The sequence below is a fragment of the Nostoc sp. genome (assembly GCF_036917355.1).
Lineage (GTDB): Bacteria > Cyanobacteriota > Cyanobacteriia > Cyanobacteriales > Nostocaceae > Nostoc.
On sequence record NZ_JBALDP010000102.1, the window covers coordinates 1 to 12,224 of the forward strand.

Genomic DNA, 12,224 nt, shown 5'->3' on the forward strand with positions numbered 1-12,224 from the left:
CGATTTCAATCTCAAAAGGACGGCTCATGAGTATTCAAATTTATCAAGTTTGCTTCCCTCTATTATATGCAGCTTCATATTAAATTGGTATAAAGCGGTTATCGTTACCGATCGCACAGATTTAGAAGACCAACTATCAGAAACAGCAACCCTTTCCGGTCAAACTTTGCAAGTCGCCCAAAACATCAAAGACTTAGCGAACAAACTGCGACAAACAGGGCCGGGTATTGTTTTTGGGATGGTTCAGAAATTTAACAAAATTAATAACCCCAAAGAATACGCTGATATTGATGAACTAAACAATGCTCTCAATCCCTCGGAAGACATTTTACTATTAATCGACGAAGCACACCGCTCTCATAATAAAACTCTCCACGCATATTTATCAGCAGCTTTACCCAACTGCGCCAAAATTGGTTTTACAGGAACTCCTATAATCTCCGCGCAGAAAAAGAAAACCGCCGAAATCTTTGCTAATGACAAAAATCCTTATATTGATATCTACAGTATCCGCGATTCCCAAAAAGATAATGTCACCGTTCCTATTTTCTACGAAGGTCTGGAAACAATGGGAGCAGTCAAAGGAGCCACTACTCTAGACCAACTTTTTGAGGTGCTATTTCAAGACTATACCGCAGAAGAACGGGCAGCGATTAAATCCAAATACGCCGGAAAAAAGAACGTCCTCAACGCTAAAGAATTGATGAAGGACAAGGCTAGACATATCTTACGCCACTATGTCACCCGGATCATGCAGGGTAAATTTAAAGCTCAGGTAGCAGCAAGCGATCGCCAAGCTTGTGTTTTGTACCAGCAATATCTTACCGCAGCCAAAGACGAACTTATTCAAGAATTAGAATCAAAAGCCGTTATTTTGCAAAGTCTGACATTAGAATTAGCACCAACAGAATACCGCACCCTCGTACAAGCTTATCCTTACCTAGATACCATCAAGCGCCTAGAATTTGCGGCGATTATCTCCGCCAACAGCAAACAAGACCCCCAAGCCTGGAAACAATGGACTGATGAAAACAACCACACCACCTACAAAAACCGCTTCTGGAAAAACTTAGATGAAGACGGTTTAGCTTTTTTAATTGTGAATAATAAATTGCTGGTGGGCTTCGACGCACCTTTAGAACAAGTGTTATATGTAGACCGCAGCTTAGTAGAACATGATTTATTACAAGCGATCGCTCGTACTAACCGCACTGCCGAAGGTAAAGACTACGGTTTAATTGTAGACTATTACGGTATCGATATCGCCGCCGCCATGAGTGTCTACGATCAAGAAGATGTGGATGGCGCTTGGTTTGATATCCAAGAAGAATTACCCAAATTAGATGAAGCCCACCGCCGGGTAATCAACTTTTGGCAAGAACGCAACTTAAATATTGACGATGACAAAGAAGCTTGTGTAAATATCCTAAATCATGACGAGCGATCGCGTGCAGAATTTTATCAACTGCTGCGGGAATTTCTGCAAGCAATGGATGCCTTTTTACCTCGTCCCCAAGCTTTGCGCTACCTAGAAGATGCGAAAAAATTGGGAGAATTAAAGAAATTAGTCGATGATATTTTCCGAGATGAACACCCAGAAGACGCTAAAGAAAAAGTTCAAGCGCTGATAGACCAACATATTCAATCTCAGGGTATTAACCTTAAAGTCTCACCAGTAAATATTTTAGACCTTGACTTTGAGCAACGGGTACAACAAAGGCATTCCGTGCAAACTCGTGCGGCTGAAATGGAACACGCCATCCGTTACCACATCCGCACCCATCTAGACGATGACCCAGTTTATTATCGCAACCTGAGCGATAAACTAGAAGGGATTTTACAACGTTTGGGTGCAGATTGGAATGCGATTGGTAGCCAGAGAAAACCTCTGCAAGAATATCTGGCTGAAATTAGAAGATTTAAATGTCTTCCCAGATAGTAAACTGGATGGTTTAGCAGATCAAATCACCCAATTAGCCGAGCGACACGATGCAAATCGAGGGCGATGAAAACCATTAATGTTGGAGAACTTTCCTTTGAACTGCGCGAAAGTCCCCGTCGTCGCACAGTTGAAATTACCATCGAACGCGACGGTCAACTAATCATAACTACACCACCTCAAGTCCCAGTAGAAAAACTAGGACAAATTATCGAACAACGCCGCTTCTGGATTTACAGCAAACTGCTGAAAAAATCAGCAATCAAACCGCCAGCCGCCCAAAAAACTTATTTACCTGGCGAAGGCTTCCACTATTTAGGACGCAGCTATCGCCTGAAATTAGTAGACAGCGCAAACAACCCACTTAGACTTTACCAAGGACGCTTTGAACTTTTGCGATCGCATCAAGAGCAAGGTCGAGATTTATTTATTCAGTGGTATCGCGGTCATATTCAAGAGCATTTAGAATCAATTACTACATCTATCGCTAACAGAATCGGTGCAAAACCTACTTCTATCCAAGTGCGCGAACTCGGTAATCGTTGGGGTTCATGTAACCCGAAAGGTGATATTTATTTCCACTGGCGTGTTGCTTTGCTTCCTAATGCGATGATTGAATATGTCGTAGTTCATGAAATGGTTCACTTAGTTCAACCCAACCACAATAGAGATTTTTGGGACAGGGTAGAGCGAATCTTACCTGACTGCGTGGAAAGAAAAGATTGGTTAGCAAAAAACGGCGCAATTTTTAGCTTATAAATTGCGATGAGGGGTAGCAGCCTGTCAAGGAAAATCATTTCCCGATGGCTGGCTTATTGTTGCGGTGGATTCTGCTTGTTTTGTCGCTCTTCAACTGCCTTACTCACAAGCCGCACAACAAGATTACTGATGGGACGGTCTTCTTCCTCAGCCCATCTCACCAAAGCCTCGTGGATATCTTTGGGGAAATATATGGAAGTTTGTACGCGATCGCTCTGACTCATCAACACTACAAAGATTTGTTGCCAGTTCATCATACTCCCGTAACCTTGGAACAAGGCTCAATAATGTTTAACAATGTGTGGCAATGTTTTTATGGTAGATTAAAACCATTACTGAACAAGTGCGACAATGCCGAGGTTTTTGGATGGCGATCGGGTCAAGTGGCGATCGTTATCTGGCGAAGACGAATAAGTAGTTAGTTCTAAATTACACAAACAAAAAATTATTGATTTGGTGGAGATGTTGTCACCATGAGCCGCAATAGTAAGAAGGATTCCAACAGTCAAATTTTAAGAACTATACGATGCGATCTTTATACTAGCGAGGATGTACTTCGTAAAGTATGGGAAGAAATGACCAAAAAAAACACTCCTCTGATTGTTCAATTGCTGAAGAGTGTGAGTGAGCAACCAGAATTTGAAGCCAATAAAGAAAGCGGAAAAATAACTAAAAAAGAAATCACAAAATTACGTAGATGTCTGACAGAAGATTCAGGCCGTCCTTACTCATCAGTAGATTATTTAGTGCAACAAGTATATTCTTCATGGCTGACTTTATATCAAAAACGAAAAAAGCAGAAAGAGGGGAAAGAGTATTTTTTAAACCATATACTTAAAAGTGATATTCAGCTTGTAGAAGAAAGTAATTTTGATTTATTGACTATCCGTTCAAAAGCACAAGAAATTCTTAGTAATCCAGAAGAATTTTCAAAGGAAATTACTACTAAAAATCAGAATAATAAAGATATAAAATCAAGTCAGAAAGCACGCAAAGAGCAACACCAACCAAAAGACCAAAATAAAAATATTGAAAAATCCAATATTAAAGCAAGTTTGACTAAAGATGATTCAAAATCATTGACCGATACATTATACGAAATTCACAGAGAAACAGAAAATATTCTAACACGCTGTGCAGTCACTTACCTGATAAAGAATAACAATAAAATTAGCAACCTAGAAGAGGAAAATACCAAAAGCTTAGAAAAACGTCGTACTGAGAAAGAAGTCGAGATTAAACGTTTGGAAAAGCAAATTCAAAATACTCGATTACCTAATGGTAGAGATATAACTGGAGAAACATATACTAAGGCATTTGACAATCTAATTAATCAAGTGCCTAAAGATAATGATGAGTGTGCAATTTGGATAGCTAATTTGTTAAAAAAAATATCATCTTTGCCATACCCTATACATTATGTATATAGTGATTTAACTTGGGATAAAACCGAAGAAGGAAATATTATGGTTTACTTCAATGGTTGGAAAGATTATAAATTTCAAATTTGCTGTAATAAACGTCAACGTCATTTTTTTGAACGGTTTCTTGAAGACCACAAAGTTTTTAAAAAAAGCGAAAAAAGTGGAGAAAAACTTTCAGCAAGCTTGTTTACACTACGTTCTGTACAGTTACTATGGCAACAAAAGGAACCTAATAAAGTTCGCTTAAGGAGGAAAGAGAAAAGTGAAAAGGTGAAATTCAAATATGCATCCCCTTCCCCCAAACCCAAGTCCCAGACCACAAGTGAGGTGAAGAATTCTGATCCTAACCATATTGAGGGTGAACCCTGGAAAGTTTATAAATTAGCCTTACATTGCACCTATGATGCTCGTTTATGGACAGCAGAAGGTACTGAAGAAGCAAGAAAGCAAAACGTTGAAAAGACACAAAAAGAAATCAATAAAGCAGAAGAAAATAAAAATTTAGATGAACAGCCAAAAAAACAATTAAAGAAAAATAAATCTTCCTTATCTCGACTGAATAATTCTTTCCTTCGTCCCAGTAAGCCAATTTATCAAGGTCAATCTAACATAATTGTTGGCGTAAGCTTTCATCCTGTTGAATTAGTAACACTTGCGGTGGTGGATATAAATACTAAAGAATTTATCCTCAATAAAACAGCCAAACAGTTACTAGGCGATGCTTTTCACCTGTTAAGCCGCAGACGACGACAACAAGTTCATTTTCGTAAAGAGAGAGAACAAGCTCAGAAAAAAGATTCACCGTGTAATACTGGAGAATCACAATTAGGAGAATATGTTGATAAATTATTAGCGAAGAAAATAGTAGAAGTCGTCAGGCAATATCAGGCAGGTTGCATTGTATTACCTAGATTAAAAGACATCAGGGAAATTCGCACCAGTGCAATTCAAGCGAAAGCTGAGACTAAAATTCCAGGTGATGTAAATGCTCAAAAATTATACGTAAAAGAATATAACCGTCAGATACATAATTGGAGTTATAACAGACTCCAAGAATTCATAAAGTCGAAAGCTGCTGAGTTAAAAATTAGTATTGAATTTGGTATCCAACCCCATTATGGTACGCTGGAAGAACAAGCGAGAGATTTAGCATTTTACGCTTACCAATGCCGGATTAATACTTTTGGTAGATAAAATTTCTATCCGAATAATATAGTCTTAGGGAAATTAAATCGGTGCCGTCATACATGCTCTTTTGAGCCTTAACTGTATGATGCTACAGTATTAACCCCTTTGTGTAGATACTGTGGAATGGGTTAGTTTAACGCTTGGAAAAGCGTATTCTTTCTGACCCTGGTAGCTGCCAACTCTACCTGTGCGATCATCTAAGGTTTGTAGTGGTAATTGCTTGGGTAAGGTAATACTGCTGTTAGATGAGAAAGAACTCGCACCGAGGCGCATGGGAAGTATAAGGTGTTAGGGTTCCAAACAGCCCAGAACCTTAGCTCTTGACATCAAACTCTTTTAGCTTGGTGTTGGGTGACAGAGCGGCCTGTACTACTGAAATCTTAGATTTTGGTTTTACGAGGAGGATCATTACCTCTTACTTTACAACAAAGTAAGGGTACGGGTATACCGTCACGGTGGCTACCGAACTACCACCCCCTAATTTTTATTTTTGGCAAGCCAAAGCGGGGGCAAAATCCCTGGAGTGCCGCCAAATGTCTAAAACTCTTGTCTACACTGGGTATTACTGTTTTAGTCATGAATAAAATTTTATTCATTGGCTGTAGAAAATAGGAATTAAAGAAGGCTTGCCAAATTTGCCTTCAAAAACCATTGTTAGCAGGAGCTTTCACGGGTGGGGTTTCTAAAGCCCTGCCGCTAGGTGGTGGGTTGAAAGTGGCGTTAGTTCGTTTGGCATCTTCAGCACTGCCAGGTTTCTAAAGCCCTGCCGCTAGGTGGTGGGTTGAAAGCAGTAGCCGATATATTTTGCCATACTGCGGTTGGTAGTGTTTCTAAAGCCCTCCTGCTAGGTGGTGGGTTTAAAGATTGAATTAAATGCCAAAGCTCAACCTAGCCTTCCCATTCTAAAGCCCTACCTTTAGCTCGATTTTATCCAAAATTAAGAACTTGGTTCTCTTGATACGGCAAAACCCTAGCTTTTTGGCAAAAACTTTTTTCATATCACTGATTTTCGGTGAAGTCGGAAAAGTAAAACTACCGTCCCACAAAGCTTTCAGCGTCAGCTTGAGCGTTGCTCAAAAATGGATAAAGTCGAGCTTTAGGTGGTAGGCAGAAATTTTTTATCATTGAAGATGCGACTTTGGCTATATAATTCTTTATTAGGGTGGTTTGAAAGGAGTGCTGCGATCGCACGTAAAAACGCAGCTATATACTAGCGGAGCCTCTGTTTTGGTGAAAACAGCAAAACAAGAGGTAGTAGATTTTTTTAATTAGACTGCAAATAAAGTGCTTTAAAGCTATTCTTGTAATTCAAGAGTCTTCGGCTTGCTTTAATAAATTAAATCAGAAAACATATATTTAGCCGAGTTTTACAGGCTGATTTTGGACAATAATTCTTTAAAACTGGTTTCAACTCTGGACAATAATTCTTTAAAACTGATTTAATTGCTGAAAGCCGCGAAAATACGTAACTTCTGCCCCTGTACTTGGAAAAAATGGACAGTAATTCTTTAAAACTGACAATAATTATTTAATGGACACATGGAGAATAACGGATTCGAACCGATGACCTCTGCGGTGCGATCGCAGCACTCTACCAACTGAGCTAATTCCCCTTAATCGGTGCTAAGTCAAGAGTACTATTACTCGTTAACTCAAAACATTATCACCATAGATTATTCTAACATTCAGTTACCGATGGTTGAGGCTGTTTTTGGGAATAAACTTTTTGCACCCGTTCGAGTTCCAAATCACTAAGATAATCAACAGTCCAGTTACAGCAGCGCTGAAGCATGTGGAATGGGTAAGTATTCGCTACACCAACAACTTGCATTTGCGATCGCTTCGCGGCTTCAATACCTGCTGGAGTATCTTCTATTGCCAAACACTCGTGTGGTTGAAGATTCAATTCGGGATATTCTTGATTCAGGCGTTTTACTGCCAGTAAATAACCATCGGGTTCTGGTTTACTGGTAGTGATGTCATCACCCGCAACAATAATTTTAAAATATTCAGCTAGTTTAGCGCGATTAAGTACCAGTTCTATTTCTGTGCGAATCGCGCCACTAACTAATCCTAGTTTCAGATTGCGCGATCGCACCTGAAATATTAAGTCTTCTACGCCTGGATATAAAGGCAGTTTCTTTATTTTCTCTAGTTCCACCGTATAAGCTTGGGCTTTGCGGTATAGCAACTGAGTTAGATAGTTTTCATTGGCGACTCTACCACGATTAGCGAGTAGCTGCTGAAAACAAGCGCGATCGCTGCGTCCTAAAGAAGCTTGACGCTCGCTCACCTTTTGGGGTTGGAGATTTTCTTGAATGAGAATCTCATCTATCAGTTGCAGGTGGATTGGCTCATCGTTAATGATGACACCATTAAAATCAAAGAGAACTGCCTTTAAACTCATGCCATTATGCCAAACGCTGGAGAACCAAGTCCCTCCAAATCATTATTATCTACTGATGTGGGAGTATAATGACGGACATTTTCGGTTGCTATTGGTTTAATGCCGCTAGTTACCTGATTTATCCACCATACATCCTGCGATCGCACTGCTTCAAATCCGGCTGCACCCATATTCGCTTCTGTACTACTAGCAGCATACTCACGAATATATGGCTCCTCAAAAACGTCATTGAGCCATTCTAACTGACGCAGAGTCTTCTGATTCCCATCTAGAATTAATACTTGTCCTCCAGTTACCAGTAAACGGAAGCTTTCTCGTAAAATTGCTAGAGACACTGCATCTGGTGTTTCGTGAAATAGCAAAGAAGCTGTTACTAAGTCAAATGTTGCATCTCTCAAACCAGTTTTTTCAGCATTTCCGTGTCGCCAGACTATCTCCAAGCCCGCATTTCTAGCTTTATCTTCCGCCCTTACCAGCATATAAGGTGATAAATCCAAACCAATAACTTCCGCATCCGGGAAAGCCTGCTTTAACATTAAAGTAGTGGAACCAGTACCGCAGCCCAAATCGAGTATGCGTCGTGGTTTCACCTGAACGGCATCAACTAAAGCTTGACGGACAATACTTTCATTAGGCGGTAGAACGTATTGAGTAATCGGATCGTAAGTAACTGCTGCATCGGAATTGAGATATCCGCCAGCAATCCCGTGAAAGTTTTGATTGCTGTAGTACGACGGAATTATGACATCATCTCGTCGATAGCGATCGCTCTCTTTTTCCCAATCAATACTATCAGCGTAACGCCGTAACCCATCTTCATCAATCAAAAGACGCACTACAGGGGATAAAAAACGTTCCCAGATTGTATCTTGACGCACTGCCATATTGTGTCAGAACTTTAAGGAGTTATTTAAATACAGTGATTTTCTTTACAAATTTTAATACATTGGGAAAACATTTGCTTTCTCCCTGTGGTGATAGATTGACGATTGTAATCAATATTGTTACATTTGTAATACAAAGACGTAACTCCTAAAAGTAGTTCTTCAGCTTCACGAAAATTCAGGGAGCCAAATGAAAGACAATACAACATATAAATTGCTACAACTAACTAGGTAATAATCCAAAATAGAAAAAAATATGCCCTACGAAAAATTAGAAATTACCACACCAGCACCCGTCTTATCTTGGGCAAATCACTCTTTGGGACCAGAAGAAACCAAGATGGCCAAGAATGTGGCATCATTACCATTTGTATTTAAACACGTGGCATTAATGCCAGATGTTCACTTAGGAAAAGGTGCTTTAGTGGGTTCTGTAATTGCAACCAAAGAGGCAATTATCCCAGCTGCTGTTGGTGTGGATATTGGTTGCGGTATGAGCGCGATCAAAACAGCATTTACCGCCGAACAACTAGAAGGTAAACTAAAGAAAATCCGCTTGGATATTGAAGCAGCAATTCCGACTGGATTTAACGAAAATAAAGATGTTGAAAAATCTGTCAGCAATTGGCAACACTGGGATGATTTTAAAGACTTGCATCGCGGCGTGCAAGACCTACAAGGTAAAGCAATGAAACAGATGGGTTCTCTGGGTGGAGGAAATCACTTTATTGAAGTGTGCCTCGATACAGAGAATCAAGTTTGGCTGATGCTGCATTCTGGTTCGCGTAACATCGGCAATAAACTCGCTCAGTGTCATATTCACACAGCTAGAGAATTAGCAAAAATGGCAGGTAATAAACTACCTGACCCAGATTTGGCTCACTTTGTCGCGGGTACGCCAGAATTTAAAGCATATTGGCACGATTTGCAATGGTCACAAAACTATGCGCGTGTCAATCGCGATGTGATGATGGCGCGTTTTAAGCACATAGTTGAGAAGCATCTGGCAGGTGGGAAGGCAACTAAACCTTTATTGCAGGTTAATTGTCATCATAATTACGCCGAAAAAGAAGTGCATTTTGACGAGGATGTTTACGTTACTCGTAAAGGTGCAGTCCGCGCCCAGACTGAAGATTATGGGATTATTCCTGGTTCTATGGGGGCAAAGTCTTTCATTGTTAAGGGTAAAGGTAATGCTCATAGCTTTTGTTCTTGCTCTCACGGTGCAGGACGTTTGATGTCTAGAAATAAGGCAAAAAATGTCTATACGCTTGATGATTTAATTGAGCAAACAAATGGCGTAGAATGCCGCAAAGATGAGGGTGTATTAGATGAAATTCCTGGTGCTTATAAGCCGATAGAACAAGTTATGGCAAATCAAGCGGATTTGGTTGAGGTTGTAGCGACTCTCAAGCAAGTTCTTTGTGTGAAGGGATAAGTTTGTCGGGTGGGTAATGCCCACCTTTTTTATTTTTTTAAACGCAAAGGCACGCTGAGGTAAGCGCAGAGGTACGCTGAGGAATAAATGATTGTTTTAAGTGAATCGACTGAACAAATAGAGTCATCTGCTAGCGCTAGCGAAAATAAATTAATGACTGAAGCTGCCCAATTATTACTTGATGTAGAGATTGTTGGGTGATATTGCTTGAATATCAAAGTATAAGTAGATGATAAATTACTAGTGTTTATGGTAAACTAAAAATATTATCAAATTACATCTTTATTAAAGTCTTATATTCTTTTCATTTTGGAGAATTATTTGAATCCTTGAAATACACTTTTGTTGTTTTTAAAGGGCACTTTAATACACCGCTTGTGTACTCTGGTAAAGATAAACTTTTTCTAGAAAGATAGGCCGTATTATTCTCTTTGCAAATAACACTCACCATTTTAAGTTGCTTGCTATCAGGAAGTTTAACGGCAAAAACAGCACCAACATATAAATTAAGTGTAAAGCCCGGAAAGCCCCAATGACCTTTACAAGCATCTTGAAATGCATAGACGTAAATACTATCAGCAATATTATTAATGTTAGTATTAGTGTTAGTATTAATATTTTCCGATCTAGTGTAGTATCCGTAACAGCTTTGTGGATTGCCAATAACCCAATCTTTCAATGATGGTTCTTGTCCTTTTTGATCGGTAATTATCACAAAACTTTTCTGCTTTTAAAAAACAGCTTCTTGAGTAGTAATCATTGATATTAACTTTTTTTTAGCGTTGATAGTTATTCTGTCTATCTTTTCACTCATCGCTTTATTTCCACCGTCTTTACTTGGGCATCCAGTCAAGAACAAGCTCACTAAAGCAATACTAAAAATTAATAATTTACAAGGCGAATAAATAATTTCTTTCTTAGCCATAAAAAGTAATTACTAACAAAAGTAGAGATAAATAGTTTCTAGTCAAGCACTCGATGACCAGAGTGTCTGACTAAAAACTTTATTTAAATTTTAACTAGGTTATAACAAAAATGTCATTATTCCGAATCGTTGGTCTAATTGAAGTGAAGACTCAACAACTAAGTTTATACGGCAATCTAGAGCAAGCTAGAGGATGGTTTCATCAGAGCAAATGGCAGAATTAAAAGCAGAGTATCATCAAAAACTTGAAGCCGAAGCAACTGAGCAAGGTGCTTGGTATGAAAATCTGACTTTTTTTGTAACTGGTCGAAAAGTTTAAAGCAAACTCTAATTTTCTATTGAATTTAGCCAATTCATCAAATCAGCTTCACTTACAAAATCTAGTAATACTTCACCCAAGTCCTCTAACTGAGTCAAGGACAACTCTTGCAACCGAGATTGTAACTGAGAATTAATTGAACCAAGCCGACGAGTTAATAGACGTATCACTAGCCTTAGTTCTGATTGCCTTCCTTGTTCAAGACCTTGTTCAAGACCTTGTTCAAGACCTTGTTCAAGACCTTGTTCAAGACCTTGTTCAATGCCTCGTTGTCTCCCTTCTTGCAGTCCTTCTTCGAGAATTTCTTGATAAATGCTAGATTCTCTCATATCTTCTCTCCTCAAAAACTGACGAATTAGTTCTGGCTCGAATACCAACCCAGCAAGAAGTTGGGTACATACCGAGATACTTTGCTTGGTGGCTTCTTCTTCAATCATACTCACCTGAACTGCTACCTGTTGAAGTAAGTTTTGAGGAGAATCTGTTCGCGCCAAAGTTGCCAGAGGTAATAAACCAGGAGATAACAATAAAGGTTCTGGATCTTGTTCCCAAATTCGGATGATGCGGTAACGGTGGGTAGTATTACGGGCAGTAAATTGATCTACAAAGACAGCTTCTGAAGTTGTCGGTTTAAGAAAAATCACTACCTGCTCGATATCACAATTGTATTGTCGATATAGCCGCACCCAATAGTCCAACATCCGCAGTGGTAAGGGTGGAGTCGATGCTGGTAAGGTTTGAAACTCTAAATGCAGTATTTGATTAGCAGTTTGCAAAAAGGTTACAGAGTCGGCACGGATTGGTTCTTGATTTAATTCTGTTTTGAGAATCTGGATATCCGTTGCCTCAGATGCGAGTAAGTAGCGGATAAAATCTTCTGGATACTGCTCAACCAGATATTTTAGGGTATTGTCGTATGTCACTTTGATATCAGTTTGGAC

12 protein-coding genes and 1 tRNA gene are annotated in these 12,224 nt (G+C 39.3%); 6 read left to right on the forward strand and 7 right to left on the reverse strand.

Going from position 1 to position 12,224, the window contains the following annotated elements:
* Both V7K53_RS30025 and V7K53_RS30030 read left to right on the forward strand, forming a co-directional pair.
* On the forward strand, positions 1 to 1,939 hold a 1,939-nt coding region (locus tag V7K53_RS30025), incomplete at its 5' end, for a type I restriction enzyme subunit R domain-containing protein (protein WP_335201134.1).
* A gap of 66 nt (positions 1,940 to 2,005) precedes the next feature.
* The gene (locus V7K53_RS30030; protein WP_335201135.1) at positions 2,006 to 2,698 is read left to right on the forward strand and encodes a M48 family metallopeptidase; all 693 of its coding nucleotides are present in this window, start codon (positions 2,006 to 2,008) and stop codon (positions 2,696 to 2,698) included.
* A gap of 53 nt (positions 2,699 to 2,751) precedes the next feature.
* Here V7K53_RS30030 and V7K53_RS30035 read toward each other — a convergent pair whose 3' ends face one another.
* Complete coding sequence (locus V7K53_RS30035; protein ID WP_208766708.1) at positions 2,752 to 2,955, reverse strand: ribbon-helix-helix domain-containing protein; 204 nt, start codon at positions 2,953 to 2,955, stop codon at positions 2,752 to 2,754.
* 30 nt (positions 2,956 to 2,985) lie between these two features.
* On the opposite strand from V7K53_RS30035, the gene V7K53_RS30040 reads away from it, so the two are divergent.
* Positions 2,986 to 3,120 (forward strand): hypothetical protein, encoded by a 135-nt coding sequence (locus tag V7K53_RS30040; protein ID WP_334916545.1) that lies wholly within the window; start codon positions 2,986 to 2,988, stop codon positions 3,118 to 3,120.
* Positions 3,121 to 3,171: 51 nt separating this feature from the next.
* Positions 3,172 to 5,316, forward strand: coding sequence for a type V CRISPR-associated protein Cas12k (gene cas12k / locus V7K53_RS30045; protein ID WP_335201137.1), 2,145 nt, complete (start codon positions 3,172 to 3,174; stop codon positions 5,314 to 5,316).
* A gap of 1,534 nt (positions 5,317 to 6,850) precedes the next feature.
* Here cas12k and V7K53_RS30050 read toward each other — a convergent pair.
* From V7K53_RS30050 to V7K53_RS30060, 3 genes are all read right to left on the reverse strand, one after another.
* Positions 6,851 to 6,923, reverse strand: a tRNA-Ala gene (locus V7K53_RS30050).
* A 65-nt stretch (positions 6,924 to 6,988) separates the two neighbouring features.
* Positions 6,989 to 7,717: an HAD family hydrolase gene (locus V7K53_RS30055; RefSeq protein ID WP_335201138.1), complete on the reverse strand. Its 729-nt coding sequence runs from the start codon at positions 7,715 to 7,717 to the stop codon at positions 6,989 to 6,991.
* Positions 7,714 to 8,601 carry a class I SAM-dependent methyltransferase gene (locus V7K53_RS30060; protein WP_335201139.1) on the reverse strand — a complete coding sequence of 296 codons (888 nt, stop codon included), beginning with the start codon at positions 8,599 to 8,601 and terminating at the stop codon, positions 7,714 to 7,716. Before V7K53_RS30060 ends, V7K53_RS30055 begins: the two co-directional genes overlap by 4 nt.
* 256 nt (positions 8,602 to 8,857) lie before the next feature.
* Between V7K53_RS30060 and V7K53_RS30065 the strand changes: the two genes are divergently transcribed.
* Positions 8,858 to 10,039, forward strand: coding sequence for an RtcB family protein (locus V7K53_RS30065; protein ID WP_322670201.1), 1,182 nt, complete (start codon positions 8,858 to 8,860; stop codon positions 10,037 to 10,039).
* Positions 10,040 to 10,343: 304 nt separating this feature from the next.
* Here the strand turns inward: V7K53_RS30065 and V7K53_RS30070 are convergent, their stop codons facing one another.
* Both V7K53_RS30070 and V7K53_RS30075 read right to left on the reverse strand, forming a co-directional pair.
* On the reverse strand, positions 10,344 to 10,754 hold the full coding sequence (locus V7K53_RS30070) for a hypothetical protein (RefSeq protein WP_335201140.1): 411 nt from the start codon (positions 10,752 to 10,754) through the stop codon (positions 10,344 to 10,346).
* A gap of 15 nt (positions 10,755 to 10,769) precedes the next feature.
* Positions 10,770 to 10,964, reverse strand: a complete 195-nt coding sequence (locus tag V7K53_RS30075) for a hypothetical protein (RefSeq protein WP_335201141.1) — start codon at positions 10,962 to 10,964, stop codon at positions 10,770 to 10,772.
* 193 nt (positions 10,965 to 11,157) lie between these two features.
* Between V7K53_RS30075 and V7K53_RS30080 the strand changes: the two genes are divergently transcribed.
* Complete coding sequence (locus V7K53_RS30080; protein WP_335201142.1) at positions 11,158 to 11,283, forward strand: hypothetical protein; 126 nt, start codon at positions 11,158 to 11,160, stop codon at positions 11,281 to 11,283.
* Between the two features lie 8 nt (positions 11,284 to 11,291).
* Here V7K53_RS30080 and V7K53_RS30085 read toward each other — a convergent pair whose 3' ends face one another.
* Positions 11,292 to 12,206, reverse strand: a complete 915-nt coding sequence (locus tag V7K53_RS30085) for a DUF4351 domain-containing protein (RefSeq protein WP_335201144.1) — start codon at positions 12,204 to 12,206, stop codon at positions 11,292 to 11,294.
* Positions 12,207 to 12,224: the final 18 nt, after the last annotated feature.